Source organism: Pseudoneobacillus rhizolycopersici (genome assembly GCF_054786815.1).
Genome location: NZ_JBTOOE010000017.1, coordinates 69758 through 93605, shown reverse-complemented (window position 1 = coordinate 93605; position 23848 = coordinate 69758). Strand labels below are relative to the sequence as shown.

The window sequence follows — 23848 nt, the reverse complement described above, 5'->3', positions numbered from 1 at the left end:
ATCAAACTCTCCAATAAAGAGTTGATAAAAGCTCAAAAAGTTAATCTGGCTTGTTTTCTTTTATAAAAAAGAAGTTTGTTAATGTTTGGTTGTTTAGTTTTCAAAGAGCAATGTTTGTCCAAAAGCGACTTCTCTAATTTATCATAGCGACTTGGGTAATGTCAATAACTTTTTTTGAAATTATTTTCAGTTCAAGTTTAGCTGATTCATTTGGTGTCTCAAGGACGAGATTTAATATATCATGATAAAAACATGTTTGCAATATAGTTTTTTAGATTTTTTTATCACTTCGTTTTGGTTTGTTAATTATCCACAAGATTATTCACATCATCTAGATATCTTCCGTATTGATTTCTAGCATGTTATACGACTTTATCAACAAGTTGTGATTATTTCATCCACATTATCCACATTTTTTAGAAAATAAAAGGATAACCGCTGTAATCGAGTTATCCTTTTATCTCTTTACTTATTGCCAGTTTATTTTTCACAGCCTTAGCTTTTCTTTCATCCATTACAAATAGAGCAATTCCACCGATAACAACAATGCCTCCGATTATTTGTGACAAGATTAAACCTTCATCAAGAAGGTAATAAGCTAAGATAATGGCTCCAACTGGTTCAAAAAGAATGGCCATTGAAATTGTAGAGGTACTAATCCACTTTAGGGTCCAATTGAATAAAGAATGACCTAGTAGTGTCGGGATCAATGCTAACAGAAAGAAATATGTCCAATCACCCGATTGGCTTGGAATGAACGGTTCATTTCTTATTAAAACATAAATGAATAGAGTAATGCTGCTAAAAGAGTAAACGATAAAGGTATAGGTGATGAGCGATAATCTTTTTCTAACAGATTGCCCGAACATTAAATAGATTGTTACCAGAGCACAGGCAACTAATGCTAACAGGTCTCCCCAAAGGGCTTGTCCACTAATCCGAAAATCTCCCCAACTAATAATAACGCTACCGATGATGGCAATAAAACCGCTTAAAATTGTCATGACGGAGATTTTTTCTTTAAAGATAAAATATGTTCCGATAAAAGCGAATACCGGTTGGAGTGTGACGAGCACGGTGGAACTGGCAACTGATGTATAGTTGAGCGATTCAAACCAAAGAATAAAATGTAATGCCAGAAAGATTCCGGCAATCATTGAGTAAACCCAGTCTTTCTTCGTAATAAGTTTAAGTTCACTTACATACCTTGTTAAAAAAAGAGGAAGCAATAATAACACGGATAAGAACAAACGATAAAATGCAATGACACCAGATGGCGAGTTTGAAAATTTCACAAAAATAGCTGAGGTTGAAACGGAAATAACACCTACCGCAAGTACAAAGTAAGGATTAATCTCTGACTTTTTCATCTTGCTTCTCCTTTTATTAATACAATATTAAAAACATAACTACTATTGTACACCTCTAAAACATTATTTTGCTATGATAATTTTCTGGATATCCCAATAATAATAATAATAATAATAATAGGCGGTAATCTTATGACACAAATTGAGTTAGGGATGTTGCTTAAATTAGGCATATCCGCTATTTTAGGTCTAGTTATTGGATTAGAAAGAGAATTAAAAAGAAAGCCCGTCGGTTTAAAAACAAGTCTAGTTATTTCAATTGTAAGTTGCCTACTAACCATTGTTTCGATTGAATCCGCTTATTCATTTCCTCATAATGACAAAATCAATATTACAATGGATCCGCTTCGCTTAGCCGCACAAATCGTTTCCGGAATAGGATTTCTTGGCGCTGGAGTAATTTTAAGAAGAGAGAATGACAATATTACTGGTTTAACAACCGCTGCAATGATATGGGGAGCTGCTGGAATCGGGATAGCCGTAGGGGCTGGTTTCTATACAGAAGCCATAACAGGTGTTGGCCTTCTTATTATTAGCGTTGAATTAGTTCCTTTTTTGATCACGTTAATTGGGCCAAAAAGACTCCGCGAAAAGGAACTTGCCCTACAGTTGAATGTGGCTGATAAAAACGATATTGCTGATATTATTGTGAGGATGAAAGAAGAGAAATTCTCAATCAAGCGGGTTAGAATTAAGGATATCGCCGAAAGTGATCATTTAGTCCAGTTCATTATTACCGTTGATTCCAAACTAAGTACAACTGATGTCTATTACACTGTTTCTAAATTTAACGGCATTAAAAGTGTAGAAATTGAAAGTATGGATTGAAAAACGTTCGTTTTTTGCTTTTCAAAAAGAAAGCCGAAATCCCTTATAGATCTACAAGGGATTCAGCTTTCTTTTTGTTTATGCTTTTTTTACTTCTGATTTGACAAAATCAATAAAAGTTTCTACTTTGCTATCTAGGAAGTTTAGTGTTCCCTCGTCGACAAGCTTCTCTCCATCAAACTTTTGATTTGCCATATTTATAAGAACTTCATTTCCTCCAGGAGGAAGTATTTTAGCTTGAATACCAGGTGATGATAGAATTTCACGCAAATGCATTTGAGCACGGACGGTACCGAGCATTCCAGGTGTAGCCCCCAAAGTCATCACTGGCTTATTAATGAATACTTTTTCCACTCTCGAAGCCCAATCAAGAGCATTTTTTAACACGCCAGAAACAGACCAATTGTATTCCGGTGTAATAATGATAACGCCATCTGCATTAGCTATTTTATCTTTAAAGGCTTTTACAGTTTGTGACGGATTATTTTCTTCATCCTGATCAAAATAAGGTAATGAACGAATATCAGCTATTTCTATGTTTATTTTTTCCTTATATCTTTCTTGGATTGTATTTGCTAATTGCATATTATAGGATTCTTTCCGAAGGCTTCCTACGATTGCGACTAAATTCATGTTATTACCTCCTGTGTCTTTTATAGTTTCATTTGTAGTTTTTCAATACGAACTATATCTCAATAGAGAATTTTTGTGAATTTTTCTGCTTTGTTTGTGTTTAAGTTTCAAAAAAACTATTGCCAAATTATTAAAAATCGATATAATAATGTATATGTAAAGACGGGGCATTAGCTCAGCTGGGAGAGTGTTTGGCTGGCAGCCAAAAGGTCAGGGGTTCGAACCCCCTATGCTCCATATCTTTAAACGCCATTTTCATTTGAAAATGGCGTTTTTTCTATTCTTTGTAAAATATCCTTTCCTGGCGTTTTTTAATGATGTGAATTAATAATTCTTCATAACATTGCCATACGAAATGCATAATTTCTGCAAATTTTTGTTTTAGTATATAGATATAATAGAAAGGGGTTGTAGCTTGATGAAAAAATGGTCAGTTGGTCTTCTATGTTCCGCCTTAGTTTTTGGAGCAGGGACAGCTGTATTTGCGGCTGGAACTAGCAACCTAGACAATGAATTTAGCTTTGAAAACATATTGCCATTTATGGAAAAAATGCATCCCAACTCATCAAAAGAGGATTTGAAGGAAATGTACGACACTTGCCATAAAAATGGGGGCATGATGAATGAAAATGGTATGCCAAGCGAAAATATGATGAACAAATTTTAAAATTTGTCATTCTTAAGGAGGTGAAATAATAGATGAAGGGAATAATCTTTCTTGCTAGTTTATTTCTCTCTATTATATTAGCTGGATGTGGACAACAAGATTCAAGTGACGTATCTTCTTTAAAAGCTAACGAAGTTGAAAATATCAGAGAATTAGTACAAGATTACAGTTTAAGGAATATAAAGGATGAGTCGGCATCCATTACTTCCGGGCAACTCATTGTTAAGAAAAGTGACGGAAAAGATCAAGTCTATGATTTGACTGATGAAGACTTTTTCGTTTCAATTGCACCTTACATCAAGGAAACCCATCCTTGAACTAATCATAGCTTGACAGGTTGTCAAGGTGAATTGGTAGAAGAAGAGTTTGATGTATTCATTGAAGATATGAATGGTAATGTCATTTTAGACAAAAAAGTAATAACCCAAGAAAATGGATTCTTTGATTTATGGCTACCACGCGATAAAACATATCGAATCAAGATTGAGCATGGCGGTAAAATGTCTGAATCAGAAATCTCCACTTTTGAGTCCGATGGTACTTGTATTACAACCATGCAGTTGGTTTAAACGTATCTTAAACTAGCTCATCAAAGCTTTATAATAAAACCCGGGTGTCAAACACTCGGGTTTTCACATTTTTCACACACTTATAGATTAGGCTCATTTTTTATTTTATCTAAAATAAAGTCTTTCCCTACTTGATTTATAAATTAATAAAAAAGCCTCACCCAACATAAATATTGTATTTTCATAATACCAATATCGTTCATTCAGATTCTATTACTTCACTATTTCTGCATATTTTCTCCACATGAATATTGTACAATTAAGCTACTAGAGCCAGAGGGTGGTCTACTTGAATAAACTATCGATTAAGTTGGGAGTCATATTTTTCATTATTATTTTTGGTCTGGAATCGTTTATGTTTTTCTTTCTGCATGCTTCTTTGGTAGATTCTCGAGTGGAGGAAGAATTAAGTGAATTACAAGCAAGAGGAAATTCGCATAGAACCGTATTGGAGATGAATTTTGACCAGTCCACTATTAACCATATCAACTTGATGGAATCAGAAGCAAAAACGGATGTCGTAATAACCAATAACCAGTTTCAATTTATTGGTTCATCCGGACAAAGTATTCATTTTCCCCGTTATATAAAATCTAAAATCGCAAATATTCCTAGAGAAGGCAAAATTATTGAAGGGAATTGGCGCGAAATGCCGTTTATCGCTACTGCTAGTCCAATTAAGGTAGAAGATAAAATTGTTGGATATGTTTTTATGTTTCAAAATACTGAATCAGTTCAGTCTTTAATTAAACACCTAAATGAACATTTTCTTTTAGCAGGAGTCATCTCAGTTTGTCTTACTATTATCATTATCATTATTCTTTCAAAGGCACTAACAAAACCCTTAATTGGAATGAAGAAAGCGACCTCTAGGATGAGTAGTGGCGACTATTCCGTCACCTTACCTAAAACAGGGAAAGACGAACTTGGCGATTTAGCAACATCTATTCATCTATTGGCGCAACAATTAGAATATCTTACAAAGGAACGCAATGATTTTTTAGCAAGTATATCACATGAACTGAGAACTCCATTGACCTATATAAAAGGATATACGGATATTATTTACAAACGAAATCTGTCAAAGGAAGACCAAGACAAATACTTAGAAATCATTTTAGAGGAAACCACAAGTCTTTCCGTGTTAATAAAAGAATTATTCGAGTTAGCTAAGTTTGATCAAAATATGTCTGTGATACAAAAACAACGTATCGAGCTCTGTGAGTTTTTATTCAAGGTTGAGCAAAGACTATCACCCGCTTTCAAAGAAAAAAATATGACTTTACATGTTTCTTGTCATTTTCAAGTATTTTTAATGGCAGACCCGATTAGATTGGAGCAGATTTTCCTAAATTTGTTGGACAATGCAATGAAGTACTCGCAAAAAGGGGCTAGAATTGAAATAGCCGTTGAGAAAAAAAGGCTCAATCTTCATGTGAAAGTCTCAGATACCGGAAAAGGTATTCCTGAAAAGGATATTCCTCATATTTTTGAACGCTTTTATCGAGTTGACAAATCAAGGACGAGAGCTCTTGGTGGATCTGGCCTTGGACTTGCCATTGTAAGAGAGTTAGTTCATGCCCATAATGGTACCATTATTGTTAAAAGCAAAGAAAATGTTGGAACTGAATTTGAGATTATTTTTAAAGGAGCAGTCGAGTAATGAAAAATATCTTACTAATTGACGATGAACCTCGGATGCTTGAGTTAATTTCTTTGTATCTTTTACCAAAAGATTATCATTGTATTAAATTCACATCCGCCTTAGATGCGATCCATTACTTAGAAACCCATCCAGTTGACCTGATTCTATTGGATATTATGATGCCTGAATTAGATGGATGGGAAGCTTGTAAAATGATTCGTAAAAAATGGGACTATCCTATTATTATGTTAACAGCGAGGTCTGAAAAACCGGACATTGTAAAAGGTTTAAGTATCGGAGCAGATGATTATATCTCGAAACCGTTTGATGGAGATGAATTAATGGCTAGAATGGAAGCAGTTCTGAGAAGAAATCACCATTCTTCAGGAATGATTTCTTTTAAAGGCCTGGTACTAAACGAGGACTCCTATGAACTTCATTTTAAAGATAATCTCATTTCATTAACTCCGAAAGAACTATCAATGATGGGATTGTTCTTAAAAAATCCGAAAAAAGTCTATACCCGCGACCATTTAATTACGGCTATATGGGGTCATGGTGTGGCCACTGAGGACCGTACTGTTGACTCACATGTTCGCAACTTGCGCGATAAGCTTCGAAAAGCTGGATTCCCTGCCGATGAATACCTAATCACCGTATGGGGTGTAGGGTACAAATGGCTTGGTGCTGAGTAACGGATGAGCGATTTATTTTTTGAGTGGATACCCGAGAACAAAAATCTGATTGTTATTATTAGTATTCTGGTAAATGTAGGTATTGCGATATCTGGTATTTTACCAAGTGCTTTTTTGACCGCAGCGAATATTTCTATTTTTGGATTTAAAATGGGACTATTGCTTTCTATTATGGGTGAAGCGGTTGGAGCAATTGTAAGCTTTATTTTGTATCGAAAAGGTTTAACCAAACTGTCGAGTAAGATATACATCGATAATAGATGGTTATTAAGGTTGCACTCCACAAAAGGATTAGAAGCTGTGGTAATTGTTCTCTTTTTACGAATTTTACCCTTCGTTCCTTCTGGCGTGGTAACACTAGTTGCATCATATAGTCAAATGAGTGTCTATGCTTTTAGTATAGCCAGTACAATAGGAAAGGTACCTTCCTTGTTTATTGAGGCTTTTGCCGTGAATCAGGCACTCCATTTGAGTATGGAATGGCAACTAATCATTATGCTTTTTATACTCGTGATCTTTATATTTATTTTAGGGAAAAGAGGCACATAAAAAGATGGTTTTTAGGAAACCATCTTTTTCGTGTTTTATTGGATTAATCTTCATCACTGCTACTATTAAATAACCATAAGTATTCCGCTAATTGCAAGACTGACATTAAGGTTGCCGCTACATAAGTCAATGCTGCAGCATTTAATACTTTACTCGCTGAACCTTCTTCATTATTTCTAATAAACCCTAACTTAATCATAAAATCCTTTGCGCGTGTACTTGCATTAAACTCAACGGGAAGAGTAATAATTTGAAATAATACTGCGGCACTAAAAGCGATAATTCCCAGTAATAGTAACCCTGAAACTTTGAAAAAGAATCCCCCTAATATCAATAATGGAGCAATTCCAGATGAGAAGTTCACAACTGGGAAAATTCTGTGCCTTGCCACTAACATTGGATACTTCACTTTATCTTGAATCGCATGTCCAATTTCATGACAAGCTACTGATTGTGAAGCTACCGAATTCCCATAATAAACAGGTTCTGATAATCTTACCACTTTGGAAATCGGGTCATAATGATCTGTTAAGGAACCTCTAACGCACTCAATTGGAATATGTTGTAATCCATTGTCATCCAGCATTCTTCTTGCTACATCTGCACCAGTTAACCCAGATGAAGCCGGAACGTTTAAGTATTTATTAAACGTACTTTTTACCCTGAATTGTGCCCAAAGGCTTAATCCAAAAGCAAGTATGATAAGAATAGTCCAAGGTGTAAAAAACATTGTATATCCCTCCAAAATTGATTAAAACTTTATATTGAAAACTATAAAAATGCGTTCAATCGCAGACTGTTTGTCCTATATATATTATCCAAAAAATAAGATTAATGTTTGAGCTAACGTTAAACCCTGCGCAGAGATTTTACTTGCAATAAAATCCTTTTGTTTACTATCTAATTTATCAATAAGTGGTTTAATTTCATTTAACTCAGCCACTAGGTGATGCATGATATCCGTAATTTGCTGAACGTGTTTATTTATTTTGTCTTCGTTTAGTTGTCCCTCTTTTTTTAAAAGATGAATGAATTCCTTAATCTCTTCAAGAGGCATGTTTAGTTTTTTATAATGGGCAATTAATTGCAGAATCTTAATAGACTGTTCCTCATATAGCCGATAATTAGAGTCTGACCTAACTGGCGTTAGTAAACCAATCTGGGAATAATAATCTATGGTTCTTTTCGAGATATTTGCTTCCTTTGCTAACTCACCAATACGATAAACCTTCCCAATTTCCCCACGCCTTTCCATTCATTTATTTTATTATAAAATAAAAAAACCGTACAGTAAACTGTATGGTTCAAAAAAATCATAATAAAAAAGACTTTTGCACCTTCTATATTATTACGATATACGGTACAAAAGGTTTCAATTAATTTATTAAAGAAGATAATGCTACCCTTCTTCTAGATTGATGCCGATAAATGTTTCCGGACAATGGTTCCGTTATTTCCACAAAAACATGACTATTTCCCTTGATTTTCATAAGATAACGGATTATATGTCCGGGAAAATTGGGCACTTGCAAAATCACGTTAGCTTTTAACAGAATATTTAAACCCGCGTTACTGCATTTAGGTTCACTAAAAGACTTTTCAACTTTTCTTCTTCATCAGGTGTTAATCCTAAGCGGGGATAACGGGAAGGCCCTCCTGCCTGTCCCTTCAATTCCATTGCTCGTTTAACAAGCTGGACGTATTTTCCGGACCCTTCTAGAAATTCACATAGAGGTAGAATCCGATCATTTAGTGCCCACGCTTGCTCAAGCTCGCCATTTTGGAAATGGTTAAACATATCGGTTACAAGCCTTGGAACGATATTACCTGCAACAGAAATCCAACCTGTCGCTCCTACTAGATAAGACTCCATTACTAAATCTTCAGAGCCGCAAAATACCTCGATATTCCCTTTCCCTTTTCTGGCTAGGTCTCTTGCTTTCCGAACATCACCACTGGACTCTTTTATATGTGTCACTCTCTCGCACTCTTTACCGATTCGAAGCATTAGCTCCGTGCTCATATCGACACCGGAGGTAAACGGATTATTGTAAAGCATTATCGGGATATCGACAGCCTTAGAAACTTCATTGAAATGGAAAAAGATTTCATCTTCCTTCGGTTTGCAATAATAGGAGTTAATAACAAGTGCACAGTCTGCTCCATAGGCTTGGGCCTGTTTGGTATTTTCGATTGTTTCTTTTGTTGTTTCAGCTGCCGTTCCGACTATGACAGGAATACGACCATTTACGGCAGTTAAAACCGTTTCTACGATTTTGAACTTTTCTTCTTTTGAAAGGCTGACAAACTCGCCAGTACTGCCATTAATGACAATTCCAGCGACACCTTGGTTTATAAAGTAGTTGACATTATTTTTGACACCACCCCAATCAACTTCCTGTTCTCCAGTCATCGGTGTAATTAGTACAGGATAGGCTCCTCTAATCATAGTCATTAGCTAAATCCTCCTTTATTTTAATAAGAATCCTTCCGCCAACGGATCTGACGGATCTAAAACAAATGTATGCATACCGGTCAGGAATCCGCGGCTAGAAAAGATAAATTGATAGCCACTCTCCGTTTGATTAGCTAATCGTATCTTTAACTCGCTACCAAAAATACTTTCATTTACAAGTTCCTCTTCTTTAGGCTCTGTTAACTTCGCTAACAAACTTATAAAACTTGCTAGCGTTGCCCCGAATCCTGGTGAGCGGACAATGTATAGATCATCACGAAACGTGATGGTTTTAATTCGACAGTTTGTTTCAAATTGAGAATCGTCCAGTAAAACGGCGGCTTTGATAGGCCCTTTTGAACCAAGTGTTTTAAATATGGTTTGACTCCAGGCTTTTAATTCTGAAAGCTCTTCTACACGAATTTCTGCAGTAAAATCGCGTTTCTCAAATACCGCATATAATTGGTCCGCTTGAACAAGGGAGAAATGAGTGTCGACATACGGATGGCTTAATGGAATTTCTTTTTTTACGACAAGGCATGGTTTGCTTTCAAATTGTACGGAAACAACTTCCGTATTTTCCATCCTTGCTTTCACTGAAATCAAACCACTAACTGTTTCAAGTCGATATTCATTGGATTTCTTTTGCGGCAAATGCCCACATTCTAATAATGCGGTAATGACGGCAACGATACCGCCGTAATGAAGAGGGATTGTTCCCAAATGATTGAAAAATACGATTGCTGCATCTGCATCCCGATGAAACGGAGGAACAACTAAGCAGCCATTTAATCCCGCGAATCCGCGGGGCTCATTTAATAAAAGCTTGATTTCATCGGCAAAATCAAATAGAAATTGTTCATTAAGCTGGTCCAGGCTCTGATAATGTATGAACAGTGTGTCCTTTATGATCCGAAATGCCTCACCTGCTACATGAACATCCATGGTGTTGTAAACCTTTTGAATTCTCATAGCACGTCCTCCATTTCATGTTCCGCCATCGGGGGAATTAGCAAAAACCCTTCTTTTAACGGGTCAGCTTCATGATAGAAGAATCGGTGCATTCCCATTAACCAGGCTGATCCGGTAATTTTTGTCACCACTGCCTCGATTCCTTCTATCTTAGTAGAATGTACGACATAGCCTTTAAAAAGCGACCCAACAATGCTTTCGTGAACAAATTCCTCCCCAATGGTAATTTGTTTTTTGGAAAAAAGTGCTGCTAGCTTAGCAGATGTACCTGTCCCACAAGGAGAGCGGTCAATCCCACCTGGAGGCACAACAACCGTATTTTTTACATCAGCATCTGGATGCGTTGGCTCCGTAAAAAATTCAACATGAGTCAGCCCTTGAATGAATGGGTATTGCGGATGGACAATCTCGATATTTTCATTAATTGTGTTTCGAATCTTAATCGCCTTTTCAATAATCATCGAAGCATTATCAGGAATTAGGTCCAAATCTACTGATTTTGCATCTATAATGGCATAAAAATTTCCACCGTAAGCAATCTCTGCATTCACAAGTCCAATCCCTTCGACATGAACAGAAATGGTTTTTAATAGAAAGGCAGGGACATTACAAAAACTTACTTCTTTCGCCTTGCCATTTTCTAATAAAATATCAACTTCTACGAGACCCGCTGGTGTATCAAGTTTTAATGAAGTAACTGGCTCATCAATTGGTATTAATCCCGATTCTACTAAGGCAGTACAAACACCAATAGTGTCATGACCGCACATCGGCAAATAGCCGCCCGTCTCAATGTAAATGACCCCGATATCGGCATCAGGATGGCAGGGATCTGTGAGAAGTGCCCCAGACATTACATCATGACCTCTTGGCTCATTCATTAATAATTTGCGAATCCAGTCATATTCCTTTTTCATATGAAGCATTTTTTCTGACATCGTTTTTCCGACTAGTTTTGGAAGACCGCTAATAACCGTTCTAGTCGGATTACCACCGGTATGTGTATCAATCGTGGTAAAAACCTTGTGCGTTTTCAATTGGTCAACACCCTTTCTGTAAAACGGTTGTAACTAAGCGGTTCAACTGGAATCGAAGTTTCTTTATCGTTAATAAGCTCCTCAACTAATTTCCCGGTTACTGCAGCGAGGCTAATTCCGTCTCCTTCATGCCCTGCCGCAATATAATAGTTTGGCAGATGATCAACCCGTGAAATAATTGGTAAATGATCTTCCGTCCATGGCCTTAAACCTGTGTAGGAACGTATGATTAGCATATCGGTCATTTTCGGATAAAAACGAATCGCCCGTTTCGCAATGCAGTGAATGACTTCATGGTTTACTTTTGTATTAAAACCGACAAACTCTCTACTACTACCAATTAAAAAGTTTTGACTTTCCGTCGGTTCAAAGACAAGAGCCACCCCATATCTTTTCGTTAACGGGTCAACCCGACGTTCCCCGCCGAATTTGGAGATGAGATAACCAAATTCCATTACCTTTCTCAGCCCTACATTTTGTTGTCTAGAAGCGACAATCAGATGACCTTTTCTTGGTTGGATTGGTATCTTCAAATCAAGCATTTCACCGATTCGAGGTGCCCAAACGCCAGCGGCATTGACCACATGATTGGCCGTAAAAACACCGTTTGAAGTTTCCGCGGTGAAACAACCGTTCGGCTCTTTTTTCATTGCTATCACTTCAGTATGACGAATAGCCTCAGTACCTAACTTTTTCGCTTCTTCTAGAAGCGAAAATGCTAGTAAATAAGGATTTACTGTTGAATCCGTTGCACATTCCAAACCTCCAAGTAAATCATCGGCAAAATAGTGGGATTCTTGTCGTATATCCGTTCGATCTAGCATTCTAAACGGGAGACCTGCTGCCTTTTGGCGGTCAACCCATTGTTTTGCTGCATCCATTTCTTCATCTGTTTCACAAACGAGAATACTTCCAGGAGCTCGATATTCAAAGGAATGTTCCAATTCCCTGCTTAATTGGTCGACTAATCGTTGACTAACCAACGACATTTGGCTGTCAAATCCGGGATCCTTATCAATGGCTAAAATATTTCCGTCGCAGCGCGAAGACGTTCCACTGACAAACTCTCCTTTTTCTACGATGGTGACAGATCTTCCGAATTTCGAAACATAATAGGCGATGGAGCAGCCGATTATTCCTCCGCCTATAATGAATACATCACAGTGTTTCATAACTCTTCCCTCCTTTCTCCAAAATTTGGACTCATCTTTATTTATGCAATAAGTGTGCCAAAAAAACCATAGCTTTCGGTTTGAAAAATATAAATATTTTTAAAATTCTGGATAATACTGTATAATAATTTTTACAGTGTTTAAATATTTAGACAAAACTAAGGAGGTTGTCATGTTTTTTTCAATTCCTACGGTAAAAGATATATTAAAATGTTCGATAACAAAATCTCATATAGTAGACGAATCTTTACCAACCAAGTCTATAAATGAAGACGCTTCCATTGAAACCCTGATATCGCTTTTTAGTTATCATTCCGTTGTGGAGGTTTTAGATAATAAAGACAAATCTGTCGGGACCATTACTGCCTCGGGCATGATTGATTTTCTTTATAATTTAAACAGGCAATTAAAGGCCTTTTACGATACCGTCATTCAAACCACCGATGCTTCTGTCACCGTTATTGATGAAAATGAGCATGTATGCACCTGGACAGCAGGAGCGGAGAAAATTTTTTCCGTCAAAAAACAAGATATTATCGGCAAACCGATTACTCAATTTTTTGATCCTAATAAACTTGAAATCTTACAAACCCTACATAAAGGAAAAAGCATCTCACGCCATCATCATCAGCCGCGCTCAGATTTATTTGTATTAATTAATTCCACTCCTGTTTATTTTAACAATCGAATCATTGGAGCCGTTGTTTCTGAAACAGATATAACAAACGAAGTTGTCCTCAATGAAAAATTATTCAATATGTCAACGGAGGTCCACCGATTAGAACAAGAGGTCGCCAAGTATAAGGACTTTGTTGATCCATTTAATGCTATTAAAGGGAAAAGTTCCGCTATCAAAAAAACAATAGAATTAGCACGAAAGGTTTGTTCCGTTAAATCTACGGTGTTGATTTTAGGAGAAAGCGGCGTTGGTAAGGAAGTATTTGCGAAGGCTATTCATGAATCTAGTGAAAAGCCAAATGCCCCCTTTATCTCGATTAACTGCGGAGCAATTCCAGTTGCTTTATTTGAAAGTGAACTGTTCGGTTATGAGCGAGGGGCGTTTTCAGGGGCTGACCAAAAAGGAAAAAAGGGAAAAATCGAGTTAGCTAGAGGTGGCACGCTGTTTCTCGATGAAATCGGCGAGATGCCACTTGAAATGCAGGTAAAATTATTAAGGGTACTACAAGAGCGTAAATATTATCGGATTGGTGGCGAAAAGGAAATCGACGTGGATTTTCGTGTGATTGCTGCAACGAATCGTGATTTAAAAGAACTCATGAATGAGGGGAAATTCAGGGAGGACTTATACTATCGTTTAAATGTTGTTAGTCTTCACATCCCCCCATTAAGAGAGCGACGAGAGGACATTATTGAGTTAACCCATTATTTTTTAAATACTTTTTCGATAAGTTATTCGCGGCCAATTCGAGATTTTCAAAAAGACATAATGATTGAGCTTCTTCATTATGATTGGCCTGGAAATATTCGTGAACTTCGCAATGTCGCCGAGAGACTCATCGTCTTTGCTACCGATGGTGTCATTAAACATGATTATTTGCCTTTTCCTACCTCCAATAACCGCTTTGATTCGAATGAAAATCTCGTTTCACCTCATGATTCAGAGATTCATAGCGATCCGATTTTATCCTTGCAGGAAGAAATGGATCGCTTCGAGAGAGGTATCCTCGAACGGGCGTTAAAATCGGTGAACGGAAATAAACTCGAATGTGCAAGATTGCTTGGCATCACGAGAGCCACTTTATACAACCGGATGAATCGGCTCAACTTAACTTAGTTTTAATCTAAATTGGTACATTTCTTGCATACTATCTTTTTAAAAGAAAGGCAAGGGGGAAAGATAATGGCTAAGACTGAAAACATGATTATTTGCCGTTGTGAGGAAATCACCTACGAACAGATTCAAACTACTTTCGATAAACATCAATGTACGGCAAGGGAATTAAAATTAAGAACACGGGCGGGTATGGGATTTTGTGGTGGGCGCACTTGTCGACCAATATTAGACCGCATGATGGAAAACTTTATTCCAACTATCTCACATTCTGAAATTCCATTAAAATATCAACCGCCAATTCGTCCGGTTTCCTTTGGAAAGCTTGGTGATTGAAATGACTAGAATAATAAACCACCCTGTGTTAGGAACCATTGCTCATAAAAAAGAGATTACATTTCAATTTGACGGAAAACCGTTTAAAGCTTTCGAAGGGGAGACAATTGCCGCTGCACTTTTAGCAAATGGGATTAGAAAACTGCGTGTCCATGAAGAAAGTGGGACACCTAGAGGTTTTTATTGCAACATCGGACATTGTATGGAATGCCGAGTGATGGTAAATCGGCAAGCAAACATTAGGGCTTGTTTAACTTTGGTTAAAGAAAATATGGCAGTTGAAAGCGGAATCCAACTTCCTAATCCCGTTAAAAGGATGGTGCAAGACCATGACTGATGTAATTGTGATTGGGGCCGGCCCTGCAGGTTTAGCTGGGGCAATTGCTTGTGCTACTCATGGGCTAACTGTAACAATTGTAGATGAATTTATTAAACCTGGTGGTCGATTGCTCGGACAATTACATAAGGAACCATCAGGTGATTGGTGGAATGGGATGAAAGAATCCGAACGTCTCCACCAACAAGCTTCTAACTTAGGAGTAACCATTCAATGTGGGGTTTCGGTATATGATTTAGAAAAAGTCGATCAGGTTTGGAAAGTTTATACTTCCTCAGGAAAATTGGAGGCACCTTTTGTTCTACTTACCACCGGAGCTGCTGAATACCCGATTCCAATTCCTGGGTGGACACTTCCCGGTGTCATGTCAATTGGCGCTGCCCAAGTAATGACGAATGTCCACCGGGTTCAAGTCGGCAAAAAAGGAATCATTATTGGAGCCAATATTTTATCATTTGCGATACTAAATGAGCTGCAATTGGCAGGAATTACCGTCAGTCATGTCGTATTACCTGAAAAAAACCCGATTAGCCATCAAGCCGGGGTTCCCGAAGAAGTCTTAAAGTCACTTTTAAATGCGGCCCATCTAGCTCCTTCACCCTTACTACGATTGGGGAGCAAAGTGATGAAAACGGATTGGCTGAGGAGAATCGGATTAACCTTTTACCCGAAAAAGGGTATGAAGGTTAATGGTACACCTCTGTTGCTACGAAAAGCGGCGCTTGAAATTGTCGGAAAAGAACAGGTCGAAGGGGTAAGAGTAGTGGACATCAATGTCAATGGTGATACTATTCCCGGAACTGAAACGATTTTTGAGGCAGACTTTGTTTGTATTGCTGGAGGGTTGTATCCGCTCGCCGAACTAGCTGCCATTGCCGGATGCCCGTTTCAGCTGTTACCAGAGCTTGGTGGACATGTACCCCATCATTCCGAAACAATGGAAACCCCTATTACCGGACTTTTTGTGGCCGGTAATATTACCGGAATTGAAAGTGGGAAAATTGCCATGGCCCAAGGAACAGTTGCTGGCTTATCCATTGTGAAGCATGCAGGAGTTGGTAGGGAACGTATCGATAAGGAGCTACTACAGGCGGTTGATCACGTGCGTGTGGTTCGGAAACAAGCCTTGATTCAATTCAATCCTGATATTGAGACGGGCCGAAGAAAAATGTATAAGCTTTGGGAAAGCCATTAATAATTTTGTCACAGTGAGCGTAAATTTAAGTATGTCCAAAAATTAGAGGAGGTTTACTTGTGCTTAAGTGTAACGCTGATCGGCTTGAAAAATTAATTGAGTTATTTAGCGATTATGGCAAAACCGAAAACAATGGTGTAACTAGACTTTCATTGTCAGCTGAGGATATAACAGCACGAAAAAAGTTCCAATCATTATGTGAAGAAATCGGAATGACTGTTACTTACGATGATATGGGAACTATGTATGCGACATTACCTGGGAAACAAAACCTGCCACCTATCGTTATTGGTTCTCATTTGGACTCTGTCATTAAAGGTGGGCGTTTCGATGGTGTGCTAGGTGTCCTTACAGCGTTAGAAACCGTCTATTCCATAAAAGACGCAAATTTGGAGTTAGACAATCCGATTACTGTTGTCAATTTTACAAACGAAGAAGGAGCACGGTTTGAACCATCCCTGATGGCTTCAGGTGTGTTATCAGGAAAATTTGATAAAACCAAAATGCTGGCTTCTACAGATAAAAATGGGATCACATTTGCCCACGCATTAAATGAAAGCGGTTTTGAAGGTTCTGAGGCAAATCGTTTAAAAGAAGCGAGCGCTTATATCGAACTGCATATTGAACAAGGGCCTGTACTGGAACGGAAAAACAAAGACATCGGTGTTGTTGTCGGTGTGTTAGGCATGGTTTGCTATGAAATTTCCGTTTATGGGGAATCGAATCATGCCGGTACGACTCCGATTAGCATGCGAAAAGATCCGATGTTCACTGCTGCTAATATGATTGTTGATATGCAAAGACACTTACAGAGACTCGATTCGGACCTTGTGTACACAATCGGACGCATTAATGCATATCCGAATATTCATACCGTTATTCCCTCCAAAGTAACCTTTACTTTGGAAGCGCGGCATCAGAATCCAATGGTGATTGCAGATGTAACGCGAATGGTGGAAGAGTTACCAGGAACTTCAAATGGTTGTTCCATAAAATCAACACGACTTTGGGATCGAGATACAGTTGACTTTGATGAGGAAGTAATAAATGCAGTAGCTTTTGCTTGCAAGGAGTTAGGATACACAGAAAATCAAATGTATAGCGGTGCCGGTCACGATGCTCAATTCATCGCCTCCTATGTACCAACTGCGATGCTCTTTGTCCCAAGTGTAAATGGCTACAGCCATCGTGAAGATGAACTAACCTCCTATGAGGACTGTGCTAAAGGGGCTAATGTGTTGCTAAATGCTGTTTTAAAATTAGCAGGTAAATAAGCTTAAAAAAACAGGCGACCCTGTAGAAAAAGGGTCGCCTTCTATTTGGTAAATAATTAAATTATTTATATTTCTTATAGTCTATCTAAATAAACCATTAAACGATAGATTACTACAGCCGCATGAGCACGACTAGTAGTTTGTTCTGGCGCAAATAGGTTTCCACTGGTACCCTTGATAAGGCCATGTTGAACAGCAAATAGCACTGCCGCTTTGGCATCCTTGCTGATCATTTCCTGATCTTTGAAAGTAAGCTCACCTTCGACTGTTGATAAATCAACACCTAGTGCCTTCATCATCATCGTTACCATTTCTTCTCGTCCCAACGGAGAATTGGCACCACTGATTTTCGCATATTCATTCCAATCCTTCTCAGAACCTAATATACGGTCTATAAGTGCTGCAAATTGTGCTCGTGTTATGGAATCGTTAGGAGCGAATTGGCCAGTCCCTTTTCCTTTAATTATATGATGAGAAGCTAGCACCTCAATTTCATCTCTCGCCCAATTTTTGGTCACATCAGAAAATGTTGTTTGATATTCAATCAGGGCATATGACCCGAGTTTAGTTGTGGTTAGTTTAGCTTCACCATTACTATTTTTTAAGGAACCTACATATGTCCATGTACCATTTTCCTGTTTCTGATAGATACCTATTTTCCTTGCATCGTCCACCAGATTTTTACCTGGTTTAATCGACAAGGTAATTGGATTTGTTAGATTTTCTTTACTATTTTGGAGAGAGATTACTTTGGATACCATTTTACTCTCTGTTCCTGTTAGAGGTTGGGCCTCTTCATTACTGATAGTTATCCCTATAGTAATTCCATCCTTATTAGTAAAATCGGTAAATGATTTAACAGGAATGCTTAAAGAAAACTCTTCATTTGTTAAGACTAATCCTTTTCCTGACTTGGTTAAATCATTAACTAAACCTTGAGCAAGAGTGATCGATGTATCCTTATAAGTATCTAGCTTCAGTTTGGATAGGTCGAGTGTAACCTCACCAAGGTTCCCATTTGACAATTGTTCACTTAGTCCTTCTTTTGTCACATCGATAGATAAAGATTTACTTCCATCTTCGTTCTCTTCAGTCGATATTTTACCTACATCAATGTCTTCACCATTTGATGGCGGAGTGGTTGGCGGTGTAACCGGTGGCGTCACTGGTGGGACGGATGGATCCACAATGCGTTCCTCTTTCGTTACATAAAGGGTCACCTGTGAGTAGTTATTTACCCCGTCAATGACATAGATTGTAAAAATATTTTCGCCATTCACTAAATCTACTGTCTTCGTAAAGCTCCGCTGGTCCCCAGCTTTTGTCCATTGTTTATGTGGTAAAGCTCCTAAAATTTGATTATCGTTCAAATAGAGATCGAAGCTTGAATGACCTTCAAAAATTAATCCTGCGATTGTGTATTTAGCTCGATTTGTAGTAACTCTTCCCTCATATACTCTAATGTTATTAGTATCGCTAATAGTTTTTAACTTAATATTATTTAGGCTAATCTCAGGGGCATTAAAATCTGCAAATACTTTGCGATTGATAAACGCTTCATTACCTGCTTGGTCAGTGTATCTAATCTCAAGATTTTGCATCCCCTCTTTAGTGATTGGAACCGTTCCCTGAATGGTAATCTTACCAGCTGAACCATTTGTTAGAGTAGCTACTACTGGTTGCTCCATTCCTTCTGCCAAAATCGTAACCTTAGCTAGATCTGAATCAAAGGAAGTGGCTGAAAAATTTCCGACATTCGTTTTATAGATGGCATATGGAACAGGTGAAGTAATGGTTACTTCCGGTGCCTGTAAATCTTTTGTTATCACATAATCTAGCTTGCCAATTACATCTTCTGTCTCAGAGTAGGCTTCAATCGTTACTCTTGAAGTACCATTATTCCCCAATGCGCTTAAATCAGAAGTGTAAGTGTTTAATTGTTCTCCCTCCGTTATAGGAGTACCGTTCTCGAACACTTTCATTTTCTGAATGACATCCGCTTGGTCAACATTCCAATTTAAGGTATAAGAGTTCTGATTGGTTCTAACTTGTCCTAAACCTTCTACATAGCTTAGAGTTCCTGTTTTTATTACGCGTAAACTGGTCGTAACCTCAGGTAATTTCTTCTTACTGGCATCATAACCCGTGAGTTTAAGTGTATAGTCGCCATGAGCAAATGGAGTTAAATCTAGATTATAGGAATAGAGATTCCCTGTTGAGTTAGTTAAATCTATCGGATAAACTTTATTGACACCTGTAGCGGTGACGGTTAAGTCTGCAGACTTTACTGTATTGCTATATGTCACATCTATTGGTAGGTTGGTCTGGTTATTTTCCGTTTCATATTTTTCCTGACTAAAAAGGATATGTGATTTTGTATGGGTTACTGTTATTGCTCGGAGTCCAGTTAGGTTTCCATCCGCATTATATCCTTTTAAATCCAGCTTCGTCTGCCCTTCCGGTGCCACATAGTTATAGATATATTCCCCGCGACCCGCAGTAGGAATCGTGTCTAAAAGCTGACTACCGGAATAAACATCTACCTTCACTACTAAATCGGAAACGACCGAGATTTCAATTGGTACGATGGTTTCCATTTCATCTGGCATACTTGTCACTCGATAAGAGGTTTTCCCAACAACTGTCTTACCATTAGAGAAAGTGGTAAACGTACTTAATACTTCATCGTTCTCATTTAAGGCATTAAAGGTGATGTCATGTCTTCCTTCGAGTAGCGGTACGAAGATTTCATTTCGCCAATTCGGGAACAATTCCTTTACTCGATAAGGATTTTTAAAGTCTATTAAAACTTCCACATCGGCCACTTCTTCTGATAACATCCAGGAAAACTCCGTCCCATCAGGGGTTGCATAAAATCTAGTAATGACTAATGGTGACTGTCCTGTTGAGACTCTAATTTGATTTCCAGCATAGTCAAGAGCGTAAATAAAGGCTGACTGGTTATTTTTTAATGTTGGTAATGGTGCTTTTGTTGTAAATCCATTATCTGTATTAACCGCTTCAACGATAACCGGTTGCTTCGTTACATAACCTTTTCCATCCTCCCAAAGCTCATAAGCAAATGCCTCGATTCCAGATTCATCTGCTGCATTCACAACTAACTCTGTTCCAGAATCTGTTTGATTTTCCGTAACCTGAAGATTCGGCAATCTTGTATCTACTTTTACTGGGTAAAGGTATTCTTGGGTCTTGGTCACTCCGAATGGTTTGGCAATAGCTTGAATATAGTACTGTCCATCAGGTGCCACTTCACCATTGATTGTACCGTTCCAAATTCCATAATCATCAAATAAACTTCCTGCCGTTCCGTCATAGCTATGTTTACGGATGTAATTTACTTTTGAAAGTTCCACTAGCTTCTGCTTATTTGAATCAAGAATATTGACCTCGAAATTTTCCGCGTTTCTAAGTAGAGTGAAAATCGGCACTAATAGCTTTTTGGAACCACTAAAAGGTGAGAAGGCTACATATTCTTCATGATATACCTTTTGTGCATCCATTCCTAAATTCATAATGACGTTTCCATTGGCAAAATATAGACCCGTACTTTTATAAACATTTTCGGGATCTGACCAATGACGGTCAATAACATCAACAGAATTCCAATCTCCATAAAAGCCAAAGTATGGAACAACTAAATTCGGTTGACCACTTTCCTCATCTGCTGTAAACGTGATCCAACCATCGACAAATTGATTCTTTTCAAATCCATTTGGTAAAGACAGAGTCACTTTAATGTTTGATTGGGTTCCTGCTTGTACTGTTACACTTGGCGAATCAAAGGTAACCCTTGCATTTTCAATCGGCGTTAACGTTAATTGATTCACTCCATCAACGATTAAATCTTGAAAAGCATCTCCCGATAATGTATAAGTTACATCTGCATTGCTAAAGTTTTTAGCGACAAGGCTAAATTCTACTCTATTAGAATCAAATTCTTTTAATGCTGCGCCAGGTTCACCCTTATATTGAACAGCAACATTCGTTTCTACTGCATGATTTAATTGAATCCTACCTGCTCCTTGATGACGTACAGAATACGGGGTATTCGTGTCAGGATTAATTAATACTTTTGCAGTGTTAGATAATAGTGTACGAATATCTCCTGGATGATAAGCGACATTTCTCTCTTTTAATGACTGAATAATAACGGCTGCAGCTCCAGCGACATGAGGAGAGGCCATTGACGTTCCACTATTAACCGCATACTGATTTGCCCCGACACTTGAGAAAATATTTCCACCTGGTGCAGTAAGCGTTGGCTTAAAATGTAGTCCTGGCTCTGGCCCCCAAGACGAGAAATCAGACATGGTATCTTTTGCTAATTGGACCTCTGCTAATTTATTATTAAAACCTAATTGAACCGTTGAATCAGTAGCTAATAATGCTTTCAGTGCAGCTCCGTCGGTATTACGAATAAATACAGCAGGGATTGTGGCCGGTTTACCGGATACCTTTACATCCATGTTAACAAAACTGTTATCCCCTTCGCGATTATAGACGATAACTGCCTTTGCTCCTGCTTTAGCCGCATTAGCGACCTTTTCACTAAACGAGATGTCTCCACGTAGAATTAGCGCAATCTTCCCTTTTACATTCGTACTAGTAAAATCAGTCGTTTTGCCAAGTCCACCATAAGCGATTGAGTTTTCTCCGGCAAGTGTAGAAGGATGTGGTGCATCTTTTGCCACCGTCATCGGGATATTAGTTACCCCATTTAGTTCTTTTGAAAGAGTAAATGCTTCAAAATAAGTGGCTGAATTTTCAGACGAAGCAACACTGATAGATGAAGGAGATACACTCGGTGTACCAACCATCGAATAATCACGGTCCTGCTCAAGAGGATTAACCCCATATGAATCAGTTGAAAAGCTTGAATTACCTGCCGAAATAGCCACAACAACCCCATTATTCGTTGCTGTCTCTACTGCTACAATTTCAGGATCATCGGCTACCACCGCACCATTCGATGATCCCAAACTCATATTAATAACCCCTGCACCATTTTTAACAGCATGCTCCATCCCCGCAATAATGTCATCTGCCATTGCGCCAGTACGTGCTGGGTCATTGGAAAATACTTTTTCAGCTAAAATGGAAGCATCATAAGCAATCCCTTTAAATGGCAAATTTTGACCATTAATCTGAGCGTTGGCATCATTTCCTGCAACCGTACCCGCGACATGAACCCCATGTTGACTAGTTGTACGATCGACAATGTCATTATTTCCGTCTGCCCAGTTATAACCACCGATTATACGAGGGCTATATCCTTCTTTATTCCCCGTTATTTGGGACCGATCGACTTTATCACCGAGCTTGATTGTTTCAACACCGGTACCACCAAATGCAGGGTGATAATAGTTTACACCTGTATCTACAATCGCAACGATGACATCTTCACCTGTATATTTATTCGTTTCCCAGACATAATCCGCACCGATTAACGGAGCACTTGAATACATGTCGGGATTATTACTCGTGAACTCCTCTGGTTGATAAACATTTACTGGTCGGATATCTATTACTCCCGGCATACTCTTAATCTTTTCGATATCTCCGTACTTGACTTGCCCACTTAGACCATTTACAAGGTATGTAAATTGGTGTTTCATATCAAATGGAATTCTTTTATTTGTTACATTTTTTATAAAAGTAGCCTGTACCGAAATAATCTCTTTTTCTCTTTTTTGTAAGGCCGAACTAGATTCCTTACTTAAAGGTTTCCCAGCTTTATTTAATTCTTCTACTATCGATTTTCCTTCTAGTTTGATAATGACATGAACATTTTCATCTTCTTGATTTAACTCCTTAAGCGAAAGTGAATGGTCTTTATACTTCTGGTCATAATATTCTTGCTTCGCTTGTTGGAAACTTTCCAAGGATTCGTCATTTGGATTAGATTGTGCAGGTACTTGTGTTGCCGAAGCGGATGAAAAAGTTGAAAACATTAATAAAATTGATAGCAGCAAACTTAATAATCTACTCTTTTTTCTTAACATTTGCTCTTTCCCTCTTTCAATTATTTGAATTTTTATGCAAAGACCTGAATGCATATCCTTCTTTTTAATCACTCCCTACTTTGAATTCTATAATACTATTACTATAACATAATTTTTTCCTATATAATCTAAAACTTCTAAAAATTCATAATTTTAGTAAATCTAAATAAGTGGATAAAATAGTCCAACCATCAAGAGCTAACAAAGAATGCCGCCAACATATATCTTTGAATCTTTATTTAGGGAGATATGTTCCGCAGAACCAAAATCTAACTAGTCCATCAAATGGATTCCCTCAT

The 23848-nt window shown here is 37.9% G+C and carries 20 protein-coding genes and 1 tRNA gene; 12 read left to right on the top strand and 9 right to left on the bottom strand.

What is annotated here, in order from left to right; all coding sequences use genetic code 11:
- Positions 1-449: 449 nt before the first annotated feature.
- Complete coding sequence (locus tag ACX9YW_RS16330; protein WP_460348348.1) at positions 450-1370, bottom strand: DMT family transporter; 921 nt, start codon at positions 1368-1370, stop codon at positions 450-452.
- 132 nt (positions 1371-1502) lie between these two features.
- Here ACX9YW_RS16330 and ACX9YW_RS16325 point away from each other — a divergent pair, with 132 nt between their 5' ends.
- Positions 1503-2198 (top strand): MgtC/SapB family protein, encoded by a 696-nt coding sequence (locus tag ACX9YW_RS16325; protein WP_460348346.1) that lies wholly within the window; start codon positions 1503-1505, stop codon positions 2196-2198.
- Between the two features lie 78 nt (positions 2199-2276).
- Here the strand turns inward: ACX9YW_RS16325 and ACX9YW_RS16320 are convergent, their stop codons facing one another.
- Positions 2277-2831 (bottom strand): NADPH-dependent FMN reductase, encoded by a 555-nt coding sequence (locus ACX9YW_RS16320; RefSeq protein ID WP_460348344.1) that lies wholly within the window; start codon positions 2829-2831, stop codon positions 2277-2279.
- Positions 2832-2995: 164 nt separating this feature from the next.
- Here ACX9YW_RS16320 and ACX9YW_RS16315 point away from each other — a divergent pair.
- The 6 genes from ACX9YW_RS16315 (at position 2996) to ACX9YW_RS16290 (ending at position 6956) form a co-directional block, all read left to right on the top strand.
- A tRNA-Ala gene (locus ACX9YW_RS16315) sits at positions 2996-3068 on the top strand.
- Positions 3069-3249: 181 nt separating this feature from the next.
- The gene (locus tag ACX9YW_RS16310) at positions 3250-3498 is read left to right on the top strand and encodes a hypothetical protein (RefSeq protein ID WP_460348342.1); all 249 of its coding nucleotides are present in this window, start codon (positions 3250-3252) and stop codon (positions 3496-3498) included.
- Positions 3499-3530: 32 nt separating this feature from the next.
- Positions 3531-4067, top strand: coding sequence for a CueP family metal-binding protein (locus ACX9YW_RS16305; RefSeq protein ID WP_460348340.1), 537 nt, complete (start codon positions 3531-3533; stop codon positions 4065-4067).
- Positions 4068-4356: 289 nt separating this feature from the next.
- The gene (locus ACX9YW_RS16300; protein WP_460348338.1) at positions 4357-5730 is read left to right on the top strand and encodes a sensor histidine kinase; all 1374 of its coding nucleotides are present in this window, start codon (positions 4357-4359) and stop codon (positions 5728-5730) included.
- The gene (locus ACX9YW_RS16295) at positions 5730-6407 is read left to right on the top strand and encodes a response regulator transcription factor (RefSeq protein WP_460348336.1); all 678 of its coding nucleotides are present in this window, start codon (positions 5730-5732) and stop codon (positions 6405-6407) included. The genes ACX9YW_RS16300 and ACX9YW_RS16295 overlap by 1 nt, the downstream gene beginning before the upstream one ends.
- A 3-nt stretch (positions 6408-6410) precedes the next feature.
- Positions 6411-6956: a TVP38/TMEM64 family protein gene (locus tag ACX9YW_RS16290; RefSeq protein WP_460348334.1), complete on the top strand. Its 546-nt coding sequence runs from the start codon at positions 6411-6413 to the stop codon at positions 6954-6956.
- A gap of 43 nt (positions 6957-6999) precedes the next feature.
- On the opposite strand, the gene ACX9YW_RS16285 is transcribed toward ACX9YW_RS16290, so the two are convergent.
- From ACX9YW_RS16285 to ACX9YW_RS16260, 6 genes are all read right to left on the bottom strand, one after another.
- Entirely contained in the window at positions 7000-7686 is a 687-nt protein-coding gene (locus ACX9YW_RS16285; protein WP_460348332.1) for a zinc metallopeptidase, read from the bottom strand.
- An 84-nt stretch (positions 7687-7770) separates the two neighbouring features.
- A complete protein-coding gene (locus ACX9YW_RS16280; RefSeq protein WP_460348330.1) occupies positions 7771-8211 on the bottom strand; it encodes a MerR family transcriptional regulator in 441 nt (146 codons plus the stop codon).
- A gap of 303 nt (positions 8212-8514) precedes the next feature.
- A complete protein-coding gene (dapA, locus tag ACX9YW_RS16275; RefSeq protein ID WP_460348328.1) occupies positions 8515-9411 on the bottom strand; it encodes a 4-hydroxy-tetrahydrodipicolinate synthase in 897 nt (298 codons plus the stop codon).
- A 15-nt stretch (positions 9412-9426) separates the two neighbouring features.
- A complete protein-coding gene (locus ACX9YW_RS16270; RefSeq protein WP_460348326.1) occupies positions 9427-10383 on the bottom strand; it encodes a proline racemase family protein in 957 nt (318 codons plus the stop codon).
- Positions 10380-11420: a proline racemase family protein gene (locus tag ACX9YW_RS16265; protein ID WP_460348324.1), complete on the bottom strand. Its 1041-nt coding sequence runs from the start codon at positions 11418-11420 to the stop codon at positions 10380-10382. The genes ACX9YW_RS16270 and ACX9YW_RS16265 overlap by 4 nt, the downstream gene beginning before the upstream one ends.
- Positions 11417-12592 (bottom strand): NAD(P)/FAD-dependent oxidoreductase, encoded by a 1176-nt coding sequence (locus ACX9YW_RS16260; protein WP_460348322.1) that lies wholly within the window; start codon positions 12590-12592, stop codon positions 11417-11419. The genes ACX9YW_RS16265 and ACX9YW_RS16260 overlap by 4 nt, the downstream gene beginning before the upstream one ends.
- A gap of 172 nt (positions 12593-12764) precedes the next feature.
- Between ACX9YW_RS16260 and ACX9YW_RS16255 the strand changes: the two genes are divergently transcribed.
- The 5 genes from ACX9YW_RS16255 to ACX9YW_RS16235 all read left to right on the top strand — a co-directional run bounded on the left by ACX9YW_RS16255 (position 12765) and on the right by ACX9YW_RS16235 (position 17526).
- Positions 12765-14387, top strand: a complete 1623-nt coding sequence (locus tag ACX9YW_RS16255) for a sigma-54 interaction domain-containing protein (RefSeq protein WP_460348320.1) — start codon at positions 12765-12767, stop codon at positions 14385-14387.
- A 66-nt stretch (positions 14388-14453) separates the two neighbouring features.
- A complete protein-coding gene (locus ACX9YW_RS16250) occupies positions 14454-14720 on the top strand; it encodes a (2Fe-2S)-binding protein (protein ID WP_460348318.1) in 267 nt (88 codons plus the stop codon).
- A gap of 1 nt (position 14721) precedes the next feature.
- On the top strand, positions 14722-15057 hold the full coding sequence (locus ACX9YW_RS16245; protein ID WP_460348316.1) for a (2Fe-2S)-binding protein: 336 nt from the start codon (positions 14722-14724) through the stop codon (positions 15055-15057).
- Positions 15050-16252 (top strand): NAD(P)/FAD-dependent oxidoreductase, encoded by a 1203-nt coding sequence (locus tag ACX9YW_RS16240; protein ID WP_460348314.1) that lies wholly within the window; start codon positions 15050-15052, stop codon positions 16250-16252. Before ACX9YW_RS16245 ends, ACX9YW_RS16240 begins: the two co-directional genes overlap by 8 nt.
- Positions 16253-16311: 59 nt before the next feature.
- Positions 16312-17526 (top strand): Zn-dependent hydrolase, encoded by a 1215-nt coding sequence (locus ACX9YW_RS16235; protein ID WP_460348312.1) that lies wholly within the window; start codon positions 16312-16314, stop codon positions 17524-17526.
- A 74-nt stretch (positions 17527-17600) separates the two neighbouring features.
- Here ACX9YW_RS16235 and ACX9YW_RS16230 read toward each other — a convergent pair whose 3' ends face one another.
- Positions 17601-23549 carry a S8 family serine peptidase gene (locus ACX9YW_RS16230; RefSeq protein WP_460348310.1) on the bottom strand — a complete coding sequence of 1983 codons (5949 nt, stop codon included), beginning with the start codon at positions 23547-23549 and terminating at the stop codon, positions 17601-17603.
- Positions 23550-23848 lie beyond the last annotated feature (299 nt).